This window comes from Alteromonas sp. KS69 (genome assembly GCF_003989595.1).
Lineage (GTDB): Bacteria > Pseudomonadota > Gammaproteobacteria > Enterobacterales > Alteromonadaceae > Alteromonas > Alteromonas naphthalenivorans.
Genome location: NZ_PYHU01000003.1, coordinates 35,485 through 56,857, shown reverse-complemented (window position 1 = coordinate 56,857; position 21,373 = coordinate 35,485). Strand labels below are relative to the sequence as shown.

General features: G+C 43.8%; 15 protein-coding genes. 9 read left to right on the top strand and 6 right to left on the bottom strand.

From position 1 onward, the window contains the following. Positions 1 to 348 precede the first annotated feature (348 nt). Together C7Y69_RS01690 and C7Y69_RS01685 are read left to right on the top strand one after the other, a co-directional pair. Positions 349 to 1,251 (top strand): SDR family oxidoreductase, encoded by a 903-nt coding sequence (locus tag C7Y69_RS01690; protein WP_126871585.1) that lies wholly within the window; start codon positions 349 to 351, stop codon positions 1,249 to 1,251. A gap of 202 nt (positions 1,252 to 1,453) precedes the next feature. Next, positions 1,454 to 3,190 carry a M1 family metallopeptidase gene (locus C7Y69_RS01685; RefSeq protein WP_013783087.1) on the top strand — a complete coding sequence of 579 codons (1,737 nt, stop codon included), beginning with the start codon at positions 1,454 to 1,456 and terminating at the stop codon, positions 3,188 to 3,190. A gap of 86 nt (positions 3,191 to 3,276) precedes the next feature. Here C7Y69_RS01685 and C7Y69_RS01680 read toward each other — a convergent pair whose 3' ends face one another. The 3 genes from C7Y69_RS01680 to C7Y69_RS01670 form a co-directional block, all read right to left on the bottom strand. Next, a complete protein-coding gene (locus C7Y69_RS01680) occupies positions 3,277 to 3,999 on the bottom strand; it encodes a hypothetical protein (protein WP_013783086.1) in 723 nt (240 codons plus the stop codon). Positions 4,000 to 4,294: 295 nt separating this feature from the next. Continuing rightward, positions 4,295 to 6,001 carry a metallophosphoesterase gene (locus tag C7Y69_RS01675; RefSeq protein WP_244361088.1) on the bottom strand — a complete coding sequence of 569 codons (1,707 nt, stop codon included), beginning with the start codon at positions 5,999 to 6,001 and terminating at the stop codon, positions 4,295 to 4,297. Between the two features lie 395 nt (positions 6,002 to 6,396). Beyond that, positions 6,397 to 7,635, bottom strand: coding sequence for an endonuclease/exonuclease/phosphatase family protein (locus C7Y69_RS01670; protein ID WP_013783084.1), 1,239 nt, complete (start codon positions 7,633 to 7,635; stop codon positions 6,397 to 6,399). Positions 7,636 to 7,804: 169 nt separating this feature from the next. Between C7Y69_RS01670 and C7Y69_RS01665 the strand changes: the two genes are divergently transcribed. Further along, the gene (locus tag C7Y69_RS01665) at positions 7,805 to 8,338 is read left to right on the top strand and encodes a PepSY-associated TM helix domain-containing protein (protein WP_013783083.1); all 534 of its coding nucleotides are present in this window, start codon (positions 7,805 to 7,807) and stop codon (positions 8,336 to 8,338) included. On the opposite strand, the gene C7Y69_RS01660 is transcribed toward C7Y69_RS01665, so the two are convergent. The 3 genes from C7Y69_RS01660 to C7Y69_RS01650 all read right to left on the bottom strand — a co-directional run bounded on the left by C7Y69_RS01660 (position 8,321) and on the right by C7Y69_RS01650 (position 15,017). After that, positions 8,321 to 10,435, bottom strand: a complete 2,115-nt coding sequence (locus C7Y69_RS01660; RefSeq protein ID WP_126871584.1) for a TonB-dependent receptor plug domain-containing protein — start codon at positions 10,433 to 10,435, stop codon at positions 8,321 to 8,323. The genes C7Y69_RS01665 and C7Y69_RS01660 overlap by 18 nt on opposite strands. A gap of 93 nt (positions 10,436 to 10,528) precedes the next feature. Then, the gene (locus tag C7Y69_RS01655; RefSeq protein ID WP_013783081.1) at positions 10,529 to 13,786 is read right to left on the bottom strand and encodes a WD40/YVTN/BNR-like repeat-containing protein; all 3,258 of its coding nucleotides are present in this window, start codon (positions 13,784 to 13,786) and stop codon (positions 10,529 to 10,531) included. Between the two features lie 337 nt (positions 13,787 to 14,123). Then, positions 14,124 to 15,017 carry an SDR family NAD(P)-dependent oxidoreductase gene (locus C7Y69_RS01650; protein ID WP_013783080.1) on the bottom strand — a complete coding sequence of 298 codons (894 nt, stop codon included), beginning with the start codon at positions 15,015 to 15,017 and terminating at the stop codon, positions 14,124 to 14,126. Between the two features lie 733 nt (positions 15,018 to 15,750). On the opposite strand from C7Y69_RS01650, the gene C7Y69_RS01645 reads away from it, so the two are divergent. From C7Y69_RS01645 to cyoE, 6 genes are all read left to right on the top strand, one after another. After that, positions 15,751 to 16,170: a hypothetical protein gene (locus C7Y69_RS01645; RefSeq protein WP_013783079.1), complete on the top strand. Its 420-nt coding sequence runs from the start codon at positions 15,751 to 15,753 to the stop codon at positions 16,168 to 16,170. Positions 16,171 to 16,384: 214 nt separating this feature from the next. Continuing rightward, positions 16,385 to 17,326, top strand: a complete 942-nt coding sequence (cyoA, locus tag C7Y69_RS01640; protein ID WP_013783078.1) for a ubiquinol oxidase subunit II — start codon at positions 16,385 to 16,387, stop codon at positions 17,324 to 17,326. A gap of 2 nt (positions 17,327 to 17,328) precedes the next feature. Then, a complete protein-coding gene (gene cyoB, locus C7Y69_RS01635) occupies positions 17,329 to 19,317 on the top strand; it encodes a cytochrome o ubiquinol oxidase subunit I (protein ID WP_126871583.1) in 1,989 nt (662 codons plus the stop codon). Then, positions 19,314 to 19,940 (top strand): cytochrome o ubiquinol oxidase subunit III, encoded by a 627-nt coding sequence (cyoC, locus tag C7Y69_RS01630; RefSeq protein ID WP_126871582.1) that lies wholly within the window; start codon positions 19,314 to 19,316, stop codon positions 19,938 to 19,940. Before cyoB ends, cyoC begins: the two co-directional genes overlap by 4 nt. Beyond that, positions 19,940 to 20,332 carry a cytochrome o ubiquinol oxidase subunit IV gene (gene cyoD / locus C7Y69_RS01625; protein WP_013783075.1) on the top strand — a complete coding sequence of 131 codons (393 nt, stop codon included), beginning with the start codon at positions 19,940 to 19,942 and terminating at the stop codon, positions 20,330 to 20,332. Before cyoC ends, cyoD begins: the two co-directional genes overlap by 1 nt. 53 nt (positions 20,333 to 20,385) lie before the next feature. Beyond that, entirely contained in the window at positions 20,386 to 21,261 is an 876-nt protein-coding gene (gene cyoE, locus C7Y69_RS01620) for a heme o synthase (RefSeq protein WP_202945453.1), read from the top strand. The last annotated feature ends 112 nt before the right edge of the window (positions 21,262 to 21,373 follow it).

The following is a 21,373-nucleotide window of genomic DNA, read 5'->3' as shown; positions in this document are numbered from 1 at the left end:
TTTACTCTCACTCTTTAACGAGCTTATTTTCCAAGCAGCTTAGACTCCAATAGATTAGAGAGTAAAAAAGGCTATTAAATAATAGCTTTCAAATAGAGAACAAGGCTCCTTTAGCATTTGCTATAGGGGCTTTTTTTCTTGCTATAAAAATAATATTTCACTTCACATTAAATAGATTATTTTAAAATATGCATGGCATGTACTTTGCTTTTCTCTATATACGTCATAAGTGCTAAAAATTTAAAAACACGAACGTAAATATTAATTCGAACCTTTTTATATTTATGCGCAAAAACGGTTCCGTTAATAATTCATCAATAGCATTTGCAAACCGTATAGGAGAAAAGCATGTCAAAGATTAATCAATTTACTATGCAGGATCCCCGTTATCAGTATGATGTTTCAGATACTCACAAGAATGATGATCAGCCAGACCCTGGGTTAGATGAAATTCTGTCGCCTAAATCGGACCATGGTGAGAAGACCTATGAAGGTTCAGGTAGATTGAAAGGGCGCAAAGCCCTAGTTACGGGCGGAGACTCTGGCATTGGCCGTGCGGTGGCCATCGCATTTGCAAGAGAAGGTGCCGATGTAGTGATTAATTACCTTCCTAGTGAGGAAAAAGATGCGCAAGACACGCTAACGTATTTGTCAGACTGTGGTATCTCGGCACATGGTATTCCCGGCGATATTTCTGATGAGAGCTTCTGTGAGGAGTTGGTTAGTCAAACCGCAACAAAACTTGGCTCTATAGATATCTTGGTGAACAACGCGGGTAAACAGCAATTTGTGGCTGAGCTAGAAGATTTAACCACAGAACAGTTTTGTAAAACTTATCAAACCAATGTATTTGCTATGTTTTGGATAACAAAAGCCGCAGTGAAACATATGCCCGCAGGTTCGAGCATTATCAACACTACATCTATTCAATGCTATCAACCTTCTGCTGGTTTACTCGACTATGCTTCTACAAAAGGTGCTATAACCAGCTTCACAAAAAGCCTAGCGAAGATGTTAATTGAAAAAGGGATACGAGTGAATGGCGTAGCGCCCGGCCCTATTTGGACACCCATTCAACAAAGTGGCGGCCAGCCTGAAGAGAAGCTCCCTAAGTTTGGTGAAAACGTGCCTTTAAAGAGACCAGGCCAACCTGCCGAGCTAGCACCAGTCTATGTATACCTTGCATCTCAAGAATCTAGCTATGTTACTGCTGAAATTACGGGCGTAACAGGTGGTCAACATCTACCATAATTTGCGGATATTTAGTTAAACATTAACCCAACTGCTCACCCGAGTAGCAAATATGCTATTCGGGTAAGCATACCCTTATAGCTTTTCACCGCACGAATGCTCACGTTAACCGTTTAGCCATTGCACTATGAAGAGACTTTTGCAAATCATAACCCATTGATTTATAAGTTCCTTAGAATGTAATAATAAAAACGGAAAACACATGAAATTAAAAACGCTTGCCTTAGCGTGTGCCTCAACATTTGTAGTTGGGTGTGCCACTCAACACACTTCTTCAGTCAATCAAGCACCAGCTGCCGAGCTATCAACACCATACACGTTAAAGTCTGGCGGAGAGATTTCTGAAAGACAAAAGCATTTATCCATTAGTCATGCAAAGCTTGCCTTTTCCTTCGATTTCGACAAAGAGATAGTGTTTGGCGATACCACACTTACGCTGCAAGCGCCTTTACCACAACAAGAAATCTCTGTGGATTTAGACACACGTTTTACCATTGAAAGCGTTTGGCTCAATGGTACCGAGCTACCTGCACAGCAATTTAGTAACCTTGAAGGCGAGCTTATTGTTTCGCCAAATAGCAGTGTGTCTTTTCCTGTAACGCTCCGCATTGTCTATTCCGGACATCCACGCACGCCAATCAGAGCCCCTTGGGATGGCGGAGTGATGTGGGAAGAAACACCGGATGGACATCCATGGTTGGCAACAGCAGTGCAAGGTGAAGGGTGCGACATTTTCTGGCCGTGTATTGATCAACCTTATGGTGAACCTGCTAACACCGAGCTTTTCATTACCGTACCTAAGCCGCTTGTGGCCGCCAGTAACGGCGTATTGGTTGCTACTGAAGAAAAAGGTAATGACCGCACTTTTCATTGGCAAACCAAGTCGATGCACAATACTTATGGCATTGCCTTAAACATAGCGCCTTATGAAAAGCTGACCAAAAGTTTTACCAGCATATACGGTAACACCTACCCGTTAACCTACTACCATCTTCCAGAAAACGAAGAAAAAGCCGAGGCATTATTTGCCGAACTTCCTGAAATGATAACCTTTTTCGAGCGGATGATTGGCCCCTACCCGTTTGCCAACGAGAAAGTGGGCATAGTACAAACACCTCACCTGGGTATGGAACACCAAACCATTAACGCCTATGGCAATGAATATAGAAAAGATGACGCTGGATATGATTGGTTAATGCAGCACGAGTTTGCCCATGAATGGTTTGGTAATCAGCTAACCAACGACAACTGGGATCACATGTGGTTACACGAAGGGTTTGGCACCTACATGCAACCGTTATATGCACAATACTTACACGGCAATGAAGCCTATTTTGTGAAGCTTAACGCACAGCGAAAAGGGTTGGCTAATGCTCACCCTATCGTTAGCAACGAATTGATGTCTGAAGAAGATGTGTATGAAAAAGGCCCAGCAGGTGATATTTATGCCAAAGGTTCATGGGTTATTCATACACTTAGAGGGCTAATGGGTGATGAACCCTTTTTCCGTTCTGTAACCGAACTTGTGTATGGCCGTGTTGACCCACAACCAGGCAATTTCGAACCTATTTTCGCCAATACTCAAGACTTTATCGATATCGTCAATAAAAACAGCGAGCACAATTTAGATTGGTTTTTTGACGTGTATATATTCAGCGCGGCCTTACCTATATTAGATGTAGCCCGTACAGAAAATGAAGTCACCTTTACGTGGAAAACAGAAGGTGACTTGCCCTTCCCTATGCCCCTAGAGGTTAGCGTAAACGGTAAAGTAACTACGCTTGATATGCAAAACCAAACCAGTTTAATGGTAACCGAATACGATGTGGTGGTTGCCGATCCTAATAGTAAGGTGCTTCGCTACGAACAGCGATTCGAGGATTATAAAGCCTGGCAGGAAGCGCAAGCTGAAATGAGGAAAAAGCAGACCGAAAAATAAGCTTAAAGCAGGGAGCTTAAAAAGCTCCCTTAAATATGCGCTAATTGAGGTTGGTAAAACGAACCCATTGATACCCCGTTGCCGTTCTATCGCTTCTTGGAAATGGGAGTAACCACCTTACTACTCTCTACCAGTTCTTCTAATGCCACACCTGGGTCTTCTTCCCCAGCCACTGACGTAGCATAGGGGCTAGCTGCTTCAGCTTCCTCATCTGAAATGGGGGTGACGTTTCTGGTACGAGAGCCAGTGGTCTCGCCCTCCTTGTTTTGATTTTTATCTTTCAAGCCACGCATTAATTCCTCCAAGTAGGGTACAAATTCTAAGGCTAGTGCTATCAATAGTACGGTAACTAAATACCATGTGGGTAAAGGGTCTTCTTTAAGTTGTAGCGCGAAGTCAGCAGGAATGTCGCCGAAACCAAACAGCGCAATAAAATGCGGCCAATGACGACCCACTACTAACACTAAGGCTAGCAGCGGGATCATTTCTAAAAAACTATGAACATGCTGCTCAATTGGGCCTACACGGCGCTTAGTTACAGCATAAGATACATCCCACATTGCCGTTGCTTCATGCACAAAAAAGAGCAAGATACTGATAGCGATAATTAGGCTGTTTACTTCGAATATCAGCACCATGAAAAGTGGAATGCCCACTTCAGCGAACATAAGTAAATGGATAAGAGATTCTTTTGCGCCGCTCGTACCAGAAATATTACTTCGCCTGTGGCAAAACCAGTCGACTATGCCCGCCACAAACCAGATGGGAATGATGAAATACATTAGGATAATTAGCGTAGGATCGTCCATAAAAACCTGCATCTCCTCTTAAACAAGGCCTACATCAAGTGACATAAGCGAAGGTGTATGAGGTTATAAACGGACAACAGAGCAGAACAGATTAGCAGTTCATTAAATTTTTTTAACGTTGATGGTAGATATTTAAAATTGGCAAGTCGATGCTATTCAATAGCTTCTTAAAATAGGACACCCACATTATCAATAAATTAATTTGTGAGTGTCCCAGCTACCCAAGCGTTCTAAAGCACCTCAATGGGAGTATTTTTCATTATTGAAGCCCGTCTTGGAGTAAAAGCACTGAAGGCTAATCTAATAAAAATTCATCGAATAGTATTACTTCAGAGTTTAAGTCCGAAGGATCGAAAACATAACTTTTCACGCTGCCAGACTGCGTATCCAACACTGAAAATACCGAAAGGTTATTACTGGTTACAAACGGCAAATTTGGATAACTTTCATTTTCCATGCTCATCGGGCTGAATAAGGTTGGAAAGCTCATCACTCTATCCTGGGGATCACCGTTCGGAGGATAATTTTCAATATCCCAGCGAGGTGCCGCAGAATTTACATCTTCCCAAAAGTCTGAATAACTCGCCCTTACATCTGCCGTATAAGATCCGGTTGAATCTATGTAATACGCGCCATAACTATTGCCCACATTCGAGCTTTCAAGGTAATTTAAGCCTTCAACCTCTGCTCTGTTCCATAGATGTGAGTGCCCTATGTGGACCAAATCAACATCATTTTCAATCAATAAGGGTTCAATATCATTTAGCCAAACATCTTGCGCCAGTGGGTATTGATAGCGTATTTCTTCCGCTGTTCCAAGCAAAGGAGCGACTTCGGATGTCCACGTTTCAGGGGCGATTGGAAAAGTATATTCGGTGATAGTTTCGTTCTGATTCTCATCAGTTGTAACAACTTGCATTACAGGCTGTGCTAAAACGGGAACCGTATTATCACCTAATCCAAAGACGCCTTGATGTGCCATAACCACTTTGTATTTAGCCTCTTTAAAAGCATCGGTTTCCATTACGCCCTGCAGCCATGCGTATTGATCTGATTGAGCATCGAATCGCTCGAAAAGAAACTCTCCAAATCCCCATTCAGAAGGCGAGTCAAGGGTATCTATACTTTCAACAAACTTTGTTTTACTGGTACCTGAAACGCTCCAAGAGCGCCATATTCGAGAGACATTCATAGAGATAATGAATACATCACCAAACGAAGCAGCATAATAATCTTCTCCTGATGGCCCATCATCCGGAAAACTAAAAATGTCTAGAAAGCTCTGCTGATTATGTGAATTATCCGCTATCCACTGCGCTTTTATACTTTCATCGCCGTCAGGATTAACCGTTTCAGCTACTTGATCATAAGCTACTTCAGCATACCAAGCAGGCTGAGGATCGTTGAAGCTTCCGTTTAAAGAATATCCCTCTTTTTCAGGGGTATAACGTCCCATGACTTCGTGATTTCCGATAGTACCAAATAACGGAGCATGCTGAAGAATTTCGCCTCCATTATAGGGAAAACCTGGTACATAAGCCTGATAGTGGCCTTGCAATGCGGGGAAAAAAGCGGGAGAGTCTTCTTTTACTTGGTCGAACCATTCTGATGCTCGGTCAGGGACGTTTACGAAATCTCCTGCAAACAATACGGCATCTGGTACGCCCACGGTTTCAACCACTTTTTGATAATTTGCTACCACGTTTTTCTTAGACTGAAGATCCGAGGTTAACAATATTTTCAACGCCTGACCTTCTGATGGTGCAGGTGCTAGCGTGAAGCTATTACTCTTAAATTCAAATCCGTCTTCATCGGTACTGGTAACGAAATAATCTACTCTTTCACCTTGAACAAGACCTGTTGCTGTTGCCTCATGACGATAAACATCACGGTAGGTTAAAGCATCATAATTAATGTCTCCCAATGAAGAAGAAGTATCTTCCATCATTCGGTTTAATTTGGTCGTAGTAATTTCCGAGGTTGATGAACTTCCAAAGGACAATTCGTGCTCACTGCCTTAAAATTCGTAAACCACACAACGTTCACAGTGCTCGGTGTAGGGAGTTGCAAAAATGGGTCTGTGAGCATTTCATGTTCAGGATTAACTACTACTGGTACCTCTACGGGAACCTCTACTTCAACGGTTTCATCGTCATTACACCCGGTGAGTAACAAAAGCGGGGTAAAAAAGATTAGCGTTCGCCACTGTATCTTCATAAAGCCTTTTCCTTTTGTGTTATAGATTTAACCTATTGTTCGTGAAAACAATAGAGAAAACCTATGAAGTAAGGGCTGAACATTTATGAATTTTTGGTGAAATATTCTTGAACCGTAACGTTAAAAAGATTAGTTAAATCATATATATACAGGAACTTATAAAACCAAACTTCAGCAGATTCATTTTACTAAAAGCGTGACCCAAACCATTCTGTGGTCAGAACTTGCTTGTCTGTCATTAACTAACCTATACAAGTCACTGTCTTTGGTAGGCCAAAATACGCCAGCGTCTTTTACGTCAAAGCCATACTGTGAAGGCAGTACATAATCGGCTCTTGCCCCCCAATAGGCAGTGAAACGGCTACTGAAGGCTTCGCTTGAGGCTGCTGCGCCACCAGCACTTGTTGGAATAAGGCGATTGTTCACCAACGGGCTTTCGGTTAATTGCTCTATCACATCAGGTCTGTGTTTATCGCCAATATCAGCGGCATTAAAATCGCCAACTAATACGAACCGGTCGTTCTCTTTTAAGCTAACCTGCTCGCCAGCATCGTCATAAATATAGCCACCACGTTCAGGTGTTAAGTAATCTGCCATTAGACGAATTTCATCGTGATTGCGCGTACCATTTCTGTCTTCAGCGCCGTCGAAATTTGGCGGTGTGGGGTGCATAGCCAATATGTGCACTATTTTTCCGTTCACATTTACCGGAATATCCCAGTGAGATTTAGAACTTAGGCGAAAGGCTTGCCACTCTTCTTTTGAATACCAAGGCGTTCCCTTTTCATCAGTACTGGCAGCAGGTAAAATCGGCTGTTGTGCATTAGGCATATCTTGCCATTTGAAGGTTTGAAAAGTGCGCGCATTCGCCTGTTCAATCGGGTACTTAGACAATACCACCATGCCATATTGGCCTGGGTATAAGCCGTATCCATAAGCATCACCGCCGAATTGTTCTTTTTTGCCATTATTGTCTAAATCAAAATTGGTCGGCTCACCAGTGTTGACGGTATTTGTATAAACATAGCCATAATCCACCGCTTTTTGCCCCCCCTGAGATACATTCAGGTAATGCTTTATAAAGTAATCAATACCTACCGACTGGTCGGCGATATAATCAAACTCATTGAGTAACAGAATGTCGGGGTTAACACGTTGAATTATTTCAGCAATATTCTTAACTTGCGAATTCTCACCATTAGATAGCACCTTCTGTAAAACCTTCGCACTAGGCGCTAACCCAAGCGCTTTGTAGTTAGTCGACTCCATGCTCACATTAAACGTGGCTACTTTTATTGTTTGAAGCCCTTTATGTATTTCAAGCGGTTCTGGGGATTCAAGTGCTTCGGCGTTTAGGGCAGTTGGCAGCAAGGTAGACGACAGCAAGGTAAATAGTGATACAAGAAGCCTGTATTTCATGAGTTTGCTCAGTGGTTATTCTACTTTCTATAAGACTATCAATATTACGGTGATTACCAAGCGGTTTTAACCCATTTATTCGTCGCTTGAAATCTTAGTATGGGCTCACATTTTTTACTCGCTAAATTAGATGCAGTATAGTGAGTGTCCATTTTTAGGTAGTAAGTGCATGTCGATTAACCTGCGTAAAACAAGCCGCAATTTTCACTTGTGGCTCTCTTTGGCCATTTTTATTCCTGTCGTTGTTGTGATTGGCAGTGGTCTTTTGTTGCAGGTAAAAAAAGAGTTCGACTGGCTACAACCGCCTACCCAAAAAGCCGCTGGTAACGCCCCATCTATTAGTTTCGATAGTATTATTGAGGCAATTCAGCTCGTCCCTGAAGCCGAATTAAACAGTTGGAGCGACATCGACCGTTTAGACGTTAGGCCCGACAAAGGCATTATAAAAGTACGCGGAAAGAATCATTGGGAAGTACAGTTGAATGCAACCAATGGCGAAGTGCTGCAGGTTGCTTATCGGCGTACCGATACCATTGAAGCTATTCACGATGGCAGCTGGTTTTTTGAAGGCGCAAAGTTATGGCTATTCTTGCCCGCCGCCATTTTGCTATTCATTTTATGGCTGACGGGCTTAGTGATGTTATTTACTACATTAAAGAGTAAATATCGAAAACGTTACTATCGTTCACAGCAAAAAGGTTAACGCTAGCTGTACACTTTCACCTTGCGCAAATGCCGCTTTGTCGTCGGCGCTTACATAATATTGCTGATTAGTAAGATTACGCCAGCTAGCTTGCAGTGAAGTACGTTGGTTGAATTGCCAAGCCGCGCCAATATCTAATGTCGTTACATTATCGAGTTCTTTTTCACCATCGCCAATATCCCGCTTGCTGGCGCGATAAACAAGCGTTGAAAATAGCCGTACATCCTCTAGCTCATACCCTAATGTTAGTCGCTGACTATGTGGCGGAATATCAGCAATAGCGCTACCTATATTATCTTCGCCCTCAATCCACGCGCCATTTAACTGCGCGAACCAATATCCTTGATCGGGTGTGTTATTTTGCGATCTATTTGCAGCTTGTGACTGTTGCCAATCTAGCTGATAGCTTATGCCTTGAATGGTCGCACTGTCTAAATTACTGTAAACCTGAACATCTTCAGATACCGTAGTACGCTCAATATAGTGGTTGATTTTCTGCCGAAACACTTCAACTGAAGCTGTTAAGCCGTTGCTGTTATACGATAACGAAGCCTGTATATTTGTGGCCTGCTCTGTGTCTAAATCGACATCACCTAACACGGTACCCCGAGGGGTTTCACCGGAGAAATAGCGTTCAGTTAATGACGGATTCCTAAAGGCGCTAGATAAGTAAACACTAGCCGTCCATTGCGGCGAAAGTATATGGCTAGCGCCAATAAAACCGCTGATGTTAGCATTTTCAATATCGACAGCATTGTTAGACTGTTGCTGCCAATCTAACCTACCTCCAAACGCTAGCGAGGTATCACCAAAAGAGCGTGTTGCATCAGCAATACCGGCAATTGTGGTTTCACTGGCATCCAATGTACGAAGCTCGTAAGCTAATTCAGAGATAAAAGATGAGCCGGTCGAGCTTAATGTCTCATTTAAAAGAGATTCACCTACAAGCGAGCCACTAGCAGAGGAAACCAAGGTAAGCTCCCTTTCATCAATAGTTACCCCCTCCCGTCCCAACAACTGAACTTGCCAGTTTACCTGCCAGTTATTGATACGTGCGTTACTGCCAACATCAAATCCGAAGTCTAACGCCTCGCTTTCACTTTCGTTTATCCGATCCTCGGGTCTTAAAATGTGGGTGTCCAATGTGGATTGGTGCCACCAAAGGCTGCTAAATATATTAGAGAATGCAAACGTCATTTTGCCTAGCCAGTGCGTATTTTCTGGGTAGGTTGTTACTCTATCTTCTGGAAAGTCGCTACTGGATTTACCGATATCACGGTTGTCTGAATACAACGTCCAGGCTTCTTTCAGCACACCATTATCCGGCCGATGCCTTAAAAACAAGGCGGTTTGTTCAAACTTATCGAACAGGGTATTGCCTTGTGCGTCAGAGCCGTTATTGCCTTTACGATACGACAGGTTCCAGTCGGTATTGCCTGCATAATCGGCATAACTGTAGTCTTGTGCCTGCTGGTTACTGCTCCACCCTATTTGAAGGTTAGATTTAGTGTTGTACGGTAGTAACAAATCCACAGCGCCACCTATAGCGCCCGAACCTAAATAGGTAGAGGCAGCGCCAGGAATGACGGCAACACCTTGAATAAATGAGGGAGGAACAAACCCAACACTCGCCCCTGCGCGGCGATCACTCACAATAGGTACGCCATCAAGCAAGGTTTGTATTCGCCAGCGAGAAAAGCCCCTAATATTGATATTTTGAATTTGCCCACCTTGCCCATTTAAGTTAACTGAAGGCGATTGGAGCAAAATGTCATTAATGTGGGGGCTACCCACAAGATTCGATTTATCGTAAGTATATTGGGGGAAGATGCTGTTTAAGGTTTGATTGTAATAGGCGCGCTCTGCGGTGACAGTGTACCGCTCGACTTCCTTAGCGCTAATATCGTTGGAGCTTGCATTGTTAGCCCCTTCAGCATCAACACCTTCACTATCAGCGCCTTGAGCATCAGTAGCACTGGCACAAAAAACGGGGACGGCTAAAAAAGAAACGGTTAACAATAGTCTAAAAGGGGCTAATCCAAAACGCGAAAACTTAGCGGAAGATAAAAAACAGAAAGAATACGACAGGCTTTTCATTGGGTCTTGCTACGGTAGTAAAGCTAAAAAAGAAGGGTGAAAATAAAAAACGCGGCAGCGTAACGCTGCCGCATCTGTTTGCACTAACGCCCGTTAGTTTGCAATAACCGGAATGCCAGCGGTCCACGGACCACCTTCATTCACCACCGCTTGCTGAAGCGCAGGCAGCGTGGTTTCATGCAACGTTTTAATACGCGCAATTACTTGGCTTAATTCATCTTCAGCGTAACCAAGTTGGTCTTTATGCTGTTGAGTCGGCCCATAAGATGAATTTAATGCCGAACGTGCATAGCGCAAACGGCTCATAATATTAGCCGGTTTAATCCCTTTGCGATTGCGCGACTCTAAGCCAGTAAACGCTTTATTAATATCGTTTATTTCACTTTGAATACTCGCAAATTGTGCTTCAAATTGGGTTACATTACTTGGTGTGCGGTCAATTGCCACACGAAGCAACGCCATAGTGTCTTTTACCTGTTTAAGCACAGTGGTTGAAGACATTGCACGTTTCTGCGCTTTAGTTAAGGCGTTCCCATAAGTTGTAATTTCTTCAGCAGATGCCCCTTCAAGCGCACCTTCATAGATAGATTCCAACGTAAACTGAACAGGCTCAGCTAATTGAGTAACTGTTGCACCTTCACGCTTAAATAACGTCGCACTATAGGTTCCCGGCAATGCCATTAAGCCGTTATTTTTGCTGTCTTTCTTAGTAAGCGGCGTAGTATTCGAATACTTCATATCCCACGTAATGCGGTGAAGCCCTTTCTTGGTGCTGCCCGATACGCGATTTATTACGTCGCCCGCATTGTCACGAATCTCGACATAAACAGCAGGTTCTGGCTCTTGAAGTTCAGCTTCTATCGCTTCCCAACTTGGGTATTTAGGATATTTGTCATCTTCAAGTAGCTTTTTCTCAGCTTCTTGACGCTTACCCTTCGCGGTTAACAAACTGTCTTTTAAGAAATAGGTTAACGTAGCGCCATGTGCTGGGTTTTCAGCTACAAAGCGATCATCACCGTCCGAGTCAGAGTGCCTAGTGTCTAACTTAAACCATTTAACTGGGCGGCTGGGCGCAAATAAAAGCGCGTCTTGTTGCATCGATTTTTCAGTTAATGCGCGAAGTGGTGCGTAATCATCTAGAATATAAATACCACGGCCAAATGTACCGGCCACCAAGTCGTTTTCTCTGCGCTGAATTTTCACATCGCGAGTAGAAATGGTTGGTATACCGCCATCAAGTTCAACCCACTTTTTACCGCCATTCACCGTAAAGAAAACACCAAACTCAGTACCAATGAACATCAAATCTTTGTTCACATGATCCTGCACAATACGCCAAACAAGGTGTTTTGCAGGTAGGTCGTCAGCAAGTGACGTCCACTTTTTACCTAGGTTCGTCGACTTGATCAAATAGGGTTTGAAGTCGCCATATTTATGGTTGTCTAGAGCAACATATACGGTATTCGGATCGTATAAATCAGCACGGATATCATTTACATAAGCGGTAGCAGGAATACCTTTAATAGCGTCTAATTCAATCTTTTTCCACGACTCACCGCCGTTGGTAGTGACTTGAATGATGCCATCGTCGGTACCAGCCCACAGAATGTTTTCATCTACTGGGCTTTCAGAGAAGTTAGCAATGGTGTGGAATTCTGTCATGGCGTACAAATCCCAGCCCGCTTCTACCGACCACGTTCTGCCCATCATAGGCATATGCATACGGTTTCCGTTTTTGGTAAGGTCGCCAGAAACGGCTGTCCAGCTATCGCCACGGTTATCAGAACGCCATACGCGCTGTGATGCAAAATAAATACGAGCAGGGTCGTGGCTAGACACATTAATAGGTGCATCCCAATTATAGCGCTCAGCAGGGTCGCCCGGTAATGGCTGCGGCTTAACATAAACCCCTTCTTTGGTGGTCATGTCTACGCGGGTAAGGTTACCCTGTTGCCACTGAGAATACATAATATCTGGGTTGCCCGGCTCAACCGCTGGCTGATGCCCATCGCCGCCTAGGGTTAAGAACCAATCTTTGTTCTTAATACCTTCTTCGCGCATTGTGCGCGATGGCCCACCTTGGGTAGAGTTATCTTGTGCGCCCGCATAAATCATGTAGAAGGGTTTTGAATCATCCGGCGCCACTTTATAAAACTGCGTTAACGGCAAGTTCGCCATAAAACGCCAATTCGCCATTCTGTCATGAGACATATAAATGCCGCCATCTGATCCCATCAATACAAAATCAGGATCAGTCGGGTGGAATGCCATAGCATGGTCATCTACGTGCTTGCGCTTAGTATTGATTGGCGTCCATGTTTTGCCGCCATCGTCCGACACTTTGCTGTAGTTACTGGCAATATAAACACGGTCAAACTGGTGTTGATCAGCAAAGATTTCTTGGTAATAGTGAGGGCCTGTACCTGCACCTATTTCATCAGAGACCTTGGTCCAACTTGCGCCTTGGTCGGCTGAACGATAGAAACCGCCTTTGCGATTGTCAGTTTCGATAGTGGCGTAAAGCACGTCTGGGTTCATAGGTGATATCGCCATGCCTATTTTACCCATGTTACCTTCTGGCAAACCGGTTTTAAGTTCGGTCCAGGTTTCACCGCCATCGTCAGACGTATGAATGCCTGCCCCTTCGTTAGTCCCTACATATACGGCAATAGAACGTTGGCGAGCCCATGTGGCTGCATAAAGTTTATCTGGGTTACGCGGATCGATAAGTAAGGAGGTTACGCCCGTCCATTTGTCAGCAGGCGTGAGTACTTGCTTCCATGTGTCGCCACCGTCAGTGGTTTTGTAAAGACCGCGTTCACCGCCACCAGACCATAGCGGCCCTTGAGCAGACACCCACACAATATCAGGGTTGGTAGGGTGAATAATAATGTCAGAGATATGTTCAGACTTCTCTAGCCCCACATTATTCCATGTTTGACCGCCATCTACAGACTTATATACGCCGTCACCAAAGCTAATATGACGCCCGCCGTTGTTCTCACCAGTACCTACCCAAATAATGTTTGAGTTACTAGGTGCAATAGTCACATCGCCAATAGAGTAAACCGCTTGTTTATCGAAAATAGGCGTCCACGTATTACCTGCGTTTGTGGTTTTCCACACGCCACCAGAACCTACCGCGGTATACCATGTTGAAGGGTTATTTTGATCGATAGCAATATCTGCTATTCGGCCAGACATATAAGCAGGGCCAATATTTCTCAGCTCCATGGCTTTAAAAGTTGAACTGCTAAAAATAGGTTTGTCGTCGTTAGGTTTTTCTGCAAAAACAGTCGAGCTTGAGAGTGCAAGAGATACAGCTACTGCAGCTTTAAGAAGCTTTTTCATTATTATTATCCACAGAGTGTTTATTTGAATTTAGAATTATAGGTATTAACACTATATAGAGTTACTAACAAACCTATAAAGTTTCAATAAACACACGACCAACCACTGAATATAGAGGTTAAAAAATGGTCGTCAGTGGATAGGCATTGTAAGGGAAAATTTTTATACTCCCCCCAAATTATGGCTGGCATGTTTGATTTGTATGTCTGGTTTTAGGGGTAATAGCTATGCTTTTTTAACCGCTAAAATAACGGTTAAGAAGTACGGCGCTTATAAAAAGCGCAGCACTTGATAAGCAGCTCACAATAAGTAGCTCAAAATAAGCAAATGTATCTTATTAAAAAGTGACGATGTCATCGTTAATTAAATGCCCTACTACAGAACTGTTTTCAGCGTCGACAAACCCGTTGTCGATAGCTTTAGCACGGCCGCGAGTTACTTTGCGATAGTTAGGGTGGGTATAAATATAAGTTTGCTTTGAACGTAATGCTTCTAACACACGTTCTGCCAACATAGATACAGGAATACCAGACTCCACCGCCATCGTGGCCGCTTTGGCCCCTGCTTTTAGTTTTTCTTTATCGATACGCTTTTCTGTGGCTACCGCATATTTTTCTTGTCTGTTGCGATAAGACTCATGAATACGGGTTTTTACAAATGCAGGGCATAACACCGACGTGTGGATATTAAATGGCTCTAGCTCTGGCATCCAGCTTTCAGTCATAGATACTACTGCTGCCTTAGAGGCACAGTATGCGCCCGCGTATGGCATACCCATCAAGCCAGCCATCGATGCCACGTTTAACACCCAGCCCCCTTCACCATGTTCTTTAATGGCAGGAACACAAGCTTGAGCACCATACAAAACGCCCATCACATTCACGTCCATTACCCAGCGCCAAGTTTCAGCTTCAGAGTCTTCAATTTTTCCAGGAGAACCACCCACACCTGCGTTATTGATGACCATATGGATTTTGCCAAATGCCTCTTTGGCTTCAGCTACAACACCTTCCCATTGGGCATAATCGGTGACATCAAGTGAACACGTGATTACCTTGTAGCCTTTTGAGCGCAAGTCTTCGCTAGACTGTGCAAGCGCTGCGGCATCTATATCGGCCATAACAATATTCATTCCCTGCGCCGCTAATGCTTCACTTAGGGCTAAGCCAATTCCACCCGCTGCGCCAGAAATAACCGCGGTTTTACCTGAAAATTCATTAGACTGAGACATCTGCTCTCCTGTTGCCTTTATTCCTGCAGCTCAATTAATTGCTGCAACTGCCGTTTGCCGCCATCACTATGGCCGAATGCATATAAGGCCATCGAAATGCGAAGCATAAATAATGAAATAGTGAGTTGTTCAGCAAGTAGACTAGTCTGATGACGTAAGGGTAGATACTTTATTTGGCTAATTTCAGATACTTCATGAAATCAATAATATGGAGAAAACAGGCTACTGCTTTTTAGTGTGGCTAATAAAAATAGCGCGTTTTATGATTTTAATAATATGACGTCTTAATTAAATATGACTGATATTCATCAATATTTAGGTTGTAAGCCAAAATTGAGTGCTTCTACTCATCGCAAAAATCGGCTTACTTAACGGTTATCCTAACTTACTTCGTGAAAGCTAAAACATGCAGAAAGATAAAACATTAAATTAACAAAACGAGACTTTAGCGGTGAACAAAGCATACAAATAGAATGCACAGGCCCAATTTATCAAGTATTCAGCTAAAAATAGCATTTACACTCTCAACCTTTAAAAAATTAATTTTTTGTTAACACAAGGGAAAATAGAGAGTTTATATTGAGACGACTTCTAATAAGGTGGTCCTGCTCCCCCTTGTGATAAATAGAATTAATCATTACTCTCCCACGCTCAAATAACGGCTCAAGTTCATTCGATTATCTAGGCAATTTCAGTCTAGGCAATTGCAATTTTCGAGGATTCTTACGTAAGCATGGCCAATCCATACCCTTCCATTGATGTTTTTCTGCAGCCTGCTTTCGCAGCATTTGTGCAGAAGCTTCAACGCTACACCACGGGTGTAGGGGTATTCCTATGGATTGCGAACGCAGCCTTACTGCTTAACGTAGCATTGATAGCCAGCGGCACAATGGCCGATTCAGGCGAGTTTGTTAGTGCACTTCACGACAATATTGTTATTGAGCCTTTTTTCATTGCGGCTTTTAACCAAGCGCTTTCCCTGTTTTCTCTTCCAACCATAATATTGGTGCTGGTTGGCCTTCAAGTTCATGCCTGTGCCACCGCTAGAGCTCAATTTGTTGGCAATGACCAACCTGTTCCATTCGTTTTTCACAAATACCCTCATCCCTTTATTCAAAAAATTGGTAGCCGAGCACCTCCTACTCTTAGCTAACCGTTTTTGATGTCGATGTGTAAACACTAATCGTTACCCGAAAACGCTAAATTGCGTGCTTGTCTTTGCGGATTAAGCACAGCGGCTATCTATTGTCTTCGATATACATATCGATGCTCTATTTGCTGCTTATTTTGCTGCTCGTCGGTGCTGTTTATCTGCGCTGGCTAATTGCCGCACTCCCTTGAACTTACGGGTTATAGGAAAAATATTTTTGTCTATTCGTAACCTCTTTAAATTAACTTTTACCACAATCGTGCTGATGCTGGCCGGTTGCAGCGGCGGCGTACTCGATCCTAAAGGGCAAGTAGGTGTGGATGAAAAGAATCTCATCATTCTTTGCACCATTCTTATGCTCATTGTTGTGATCCCCGTCATTGTGCTAACACTTTATTTCGCTTGGAAATATCGCGCCAGTCGCGACTTTGAAATTTACACCCCGAAATGGGCCCACTCTACCAAAATTGAAGCCTTGGTATGGTCGGTTCCGGTACTCATTATTATTGCGCTAGGCGTTATTACTTGGCGTTCAACGCAAGCGTTAGACCCCTACGCGCCGCTCGAAGGCAAAGGTGAGCATCTCACTGTAGAGGTGGTGTCCTTAGACTGGAAGTGGCTATTCATCTACCCAGAGCAAGGCATTGCTACGGTTAACGAATTAGTTTTTCCTGCTAACAAACCCATCGCCTTCAAAATTACCTCTGAGAACGCCATGAACTCATTTTTCATTCCTCAATTGGGCAGTCAAATCTACTCAATGGCCGGAATGGAAACCAAGTTACACCTCATTGCAAATGAGCCTGGTACGTTTAAAGGCATTTCATCCAACTACAGTGGCGCTGGTTTTTCGGGCATGAAATTCGATGCTATTGCCACCCCTACTGAAGCTGATTTCGACGATTGGGTACAAAAGGTTAAGCAAGAAGATACAGTATTAACTTCTGGCACTTACAAAGAACTCGCAGAACCGACCGAAAATCACCCTGTGACCTACTACAGCGATGTAAGTGATGGGTTATTCCACGAAATACTAATGAAATATATGAAAGACCACGGCTCAATGGATTTTTACAGCAAGCCTAATAACGCTGCTACAGGTATGAAAAAAGCTATGCCTGATATTCACAAGGGTCATCATGAAGAGGTTAACGAATAATTATGTCTTTTTTAGGTAAATTATCTATAGAGTCAGTGCCTTACCACGAACCTATTATTATGGTTACGTTGGCAGTGATTGCTGTAGTGGGTATTGCTATTGCGCTACTCATTACAAAATACAAGCAGTGGGGCACACTGTGGAATGACTGGATCACGTCTGTGGATCACAAACATCTAGGCATTATGTACATTGTGCTGGCTATGGTGATGTTACTACGTGGTTTTGCCGACGCCATTATGATGCGTACCCAACTTGCGGTAGCGACTAATGGTGCGCCTGGCTATTTGCCACCGGAACACTACGACCAAATTTTCACCGCCCACGGCGTGATTATGATCATCTTTATGGCCATGCCATTTATGATTGGTTTAATGAACATTGTGCTGCCGCTGCAAATTGGTGCTCGTGATGTTGCCTACCCCTTTTTGAATAATTTAAGTTTTTGGCTTACCGCTGGCGGCGCCATTCTCATTAATATTTCATTAGGTATAGGTGAATTTGCAAAAACAGGTTGGGTAGCTTATCCGCCAATAGCGGGGCTTGAATTAAGCCCGGGGGTTGGCGTCGACTACTACATATGGGCCTTGCAGATATCAGGGCTCGGCACGCTACTTACTGCGGTTAACTTTTTAGTGACTGTATTTAAGATGCGTGCACCGGGCATGAAATTGATGCAAATGCCAATTTTCACGTGGACATGCACGTGGGCAAATATCCTTATTGCCGCGTCGTTCCCTATTCTTACGGCAGTGCTAGCCATGCTAACACTAGACCGCTATCTAGACTTCCACTTCTTCACTAACGAAGCAGGTGGTAACTCTATGATGTACATTAATTTATTCTGGGCTTGGGGCCACCCTGAAGTTTATATTTTGGTGCTACCAGCTTTTGGTATTTTCTCAGAAGTTATTTCAACCTTTACGGCAAAACGCTTATTCGGTTACACCTCTATGGTGTATGCATCGGGCGCAATTGCTATTTTAGGCTTTGTGGTATGGCTACATCATTTCTTTACCATGGGCTCAAGCGCCAATGTAAATGCGTTCTTCGGTATTATGACCATGGTCATCGCCGTGCCGACAGGGGTGAAACTATTCAACTGGTTATTCACCATGTACCGTGGCCGATTGGTACTCAGCGTGCCTGTACTTTGGGCATTGGGCTTTATGGTGACCTTTACCATTGGTGGAATGACCGGTGTGCTATTGGCTATTCCTGGTGCCGACTATGTGCTTCACAACAGCTTATTTTTGATTGCTCATTTCCACAACACCATTATTGGTGGTGCAGTATTTGGTTACTTAGCGGGTTTTGCATTTTGGTTCCCGAAAGCCATGGGCTTCAAGCTTGATGAAAGAACCGGTAAGGCCGCCTTTTGGTGCTGGCAAATTGGTTTCATGATGGCGTTCTTGCCTTTGTATGTGCTGGGCTTCTTGGGCATGACCCGCAGGCTTAATCACACCAATAACCCTGACTGGAACCTATGGCTCTACATTGCGGCAGTAGGTGCGTTTGTTATTGCCCTTGGTATTTTCTTCCAATTATTGCAGTTGTTCATAAGCTTTAAAAACAAAGACAAGCTTAACGATACCACAGGCGATCCGTGGAATGGACACACACTGGAATGGTCCACGGCGTCTCCGCCTCAATTCTATAACTTCGCCAATATTCCACACATCAAAGATATCGATGCATGGACAGACACAAAAGAACGTGGCGATTCCTATCAAAAGCCTGAGAAATACGCGCCTATTCACATGCCGAAGAATACCTCTGCGGGTGTATTTATGAGTATGAGCTTCACGGTAATGGGCTTTGCGCTTATTTGGCATATTTGGTGGTTAGCTGCTGTTGGGCTTATTGCTGGAATAGGTGTATTTATTAAGCGTTGTTACACCTCTGATGTTGATTACTACGTTCAGGTAGATGAGATTGAAAAAATTGAACACGCGCATTTAGCTGCCAATGCGAAAGGAGCGTCTGTATGAGCGCACTAGCAAATGATATAGCTCACGATATTCACGAAGAGCACGCTTTAGACCACGACCACGAACATCACGAAAACAATACGGTATTCGGCTTTTGGCTGTACTTAATGACCGATTGTTTGTTATTCGCTTCATTCTTAGCCACTTATGCGGTGTTATTTATGAACACCGCTGGCGGGGTATCTGGTAAAGATATTTTCGAACTAAACTTTGTGGCGGTTGAAACCGCTGCCCTGCTCGTTAGTAGTATCACCTTCGGCTTCGCCATGATTTGTGCGCACAAGCAAAACAAAAGCGGTGCGTTAGCATGGTTAGCTATCACCTGGGTTTTGGGTGCGACGTTCATCGGCATGGAAGTATATGAGTTCCATCACTTAATCGTACATGGCAATGGCCCTCAAGAAAGTGCGTTTCTTACCGCCTTTTTCTCGCTAGTAGGGTTACACGGGCTTCATGTTACGTCGGGGCTTATCTGGATGACCATTTTGTTCATCGAGGTATCCCGCCGAGGCTTACCTGAAAAAACCGTAACGCGCCTGAGTTGCTTAAGCTTGTTCTGGCATTTCCTCGATATTGTGTGGATTTGCGTATTCACCGTGGTGTATTTAATGGGGGCAATATAATGACAGGCCATCGTTCTAATAAATTTAGCACCAGTGCCTTAGCGGGAAATAGTGCTAACGATGACAATGCAAACTCAGTCAATCACGCTGCCGAGCATGGCAGCGTAAAAACTTATCTTATTGGCTTTGTGCTATCGGTGATATTGACGCTTATTCCATTTGTTATGGTTATGGAAGGCGACTTCTCAAAAGTAACTACCCTGTGGAGCATCGTCGTTTTCGCACTTGTACAAATTTGGGTTCACCTGAAGTACTTTCTTCACCTTAACTTTGTGACTGAAGACGGCAGAGCCAGTACCATTTCGTTTTTATTCAGCGCACTTATTATCTTCATGGTAGTAGGGCTGTCTATTTGGATAATTTACGAGTCTAACGCGATGATGATGTATTAGCGTATTGCTATTCATTATGCATAAGTAACAAGGTAAACAGTAAAATGAACGCGATATTTCGACGCTATTTATCGGTCACCAAGCCCGGTATCATCATGGGCAACTTAATTTCCGTAGCAGGTGGTTTTTTACTTGCCGCCCGCGGGGATGTTGACTGGCCTTTGATGGTAGCGACCTTGATTGGCTTGTCTTTAGTGGTGGCTTCTGGATGTGCAGTTAACAATTGCATAGACAGCGACATCGACACCAAAATGCAGCGAACACGCACTAGAGTGACTGTCACCGGCGAAATGTCGTTGAAAGCAGCCTTCTGGCACGGTGTAGTGCTAGGGGTTGCTGGTTTCGCTTTACTGGCTTTTTACACCAATCTTACGGCAGTGCTTTTCGCTGCCTTAGGTTATGTGGTTTACGTAGGCGTGTATAGCTTATACATGAAGCGTAACTCTGTGTATGGCACCCTTGTTGGTAGCTTATCTGGCGCGGTACCGCCCGTGGTAGGTTACTGTGCAGTAACCGTTGAGTTCGACACCGCCGCCGCGATTTTGCTAGTGATGTTCAGTATATGGCAAATGCCCCATTCTTATGCCATCGCTATCTTCCGTTTCAAAGATTATGAAGCTGCCAATATACCGGTATTGCCGGTGGCAGAAGGCATCGCAAAAGCTAAGCAACACATCGTATTATACATTGCGGTATATGCCATGGTTACGCTGCTGTTGCCAATTAGTGGTTATACGGGTGTGGGCTTTTTGGCAGTCGCATTTTCCACCAGCTTATGGTGGTTGATTATGGCACTGCGAGGATATCGCCGCGATATCAATATTGAAGGTTGGGCACGACAAGTGTTCGGGTTCTCTATCGTCAATATTACTGCGTTATCAATTGCTATGGCGGTAGATTATCACTCTCAGGCACAGTTTATTTTTTGATTATTTATATAGGGACCGGTGGTGTCTACAGTAAATACTCGGCCCCCATATCGTGTGATCACCAAGGGGAAACTGACGGTATACGCATCAAGCGGGTTTAACGCGTCTGATG

What these genes read in the sequence shown, in the direction of transcription:
- C7Y69_RS01660 (WP_126871584.1), bottom strand. Translation starts at nt 10,435, where the DNA reads ATGAAAAGCCTGTCGTATTCTTTCTGTTTTTTATCTTCCGCTAAGTTT.
- cyoC (WP_126871582.1), top strand. Translation starts at nt 19,314, where the DNA reads ATGAGCGCACTAGCAAATGATATAGCTCACGATATTCACGAAGAGCAC.
- C7Y69_RS01670 (WP_013783084.1), bottom strand. Translation starts at nt 7,635, where the DNA reads ATGAAATACAGGCTTCTTGTATCACTATTTACCTTGCTGTCGTCTACC.
- C7Y69_RS01680 (WP_013783086.1), bottom strand. Translation starts at nt 3,999, where the DNA reads ATGGACGATCCTACGCTAATTATCCTAATGTATTTCATCATTCCCATC.
- C7Y69_RS01690 (WP_126871585.1), top strand. Translation starts at nt 349, where the DNA reads ATGTCAAAGATTAATCAATTTACTATGCAGGATCCCCGTTATCAGTAT.
- C7Y69_RS01655 (WP_013783081.1), bottom strand. Translation starts at nt 13,786, where the DNA reads ATGAAAAAGCTTCTTAAAGCTGCAGTAGCTGTATCTCTTGCACTCTCA.
- cyoB (WP_126871583.1), top strand. Translation starts at nt 17,329, where the DNA reads ATGTCTTTTTTAGGTAAATTATCTATAGAGTCAGTGCCTTACCACGAA.
- C7Y69_RS01650 (WP_013783080.1), bottom strand. Translation starts at nt 15,017, where the DNA reads ATGTCTCAGTCTAATGAATTTTCAGGTAAAACCGCGGTTATTTCTGGC.
- C7Y69_RS01645 (WP_013783079.1), top strand. Translation starts at nt 15,751, where the DNA reads ATGGCCAATCCATACCCTTCCATTGATGTTTTTCTGCAGCCTGCTTTC.
- C7Y69_RS01685 (WP_013783087.1), top strand. Translation starts at nt 1,454, where the DNA reads ATGAAATTAAAAACGCTTGCCTTAGCGTGTGCCTCAACATTTGTAGTT.
- cyoD (WP_013783075.1), top strand. Translation starts at nt 19,940, where the DNA reads ATGACAGGCCATCGTTCTAATAAATTTAGCACCAGTGCCTTAGCGGGA.
- C7Y69_RS01665 (WP_013783083.1), top strand. Translation starts at nt 7,805, where the DNA reads ATGTCGATTAACCTGCGTAAAACAAGCCGCAATTTTCACTTGTGGCTC.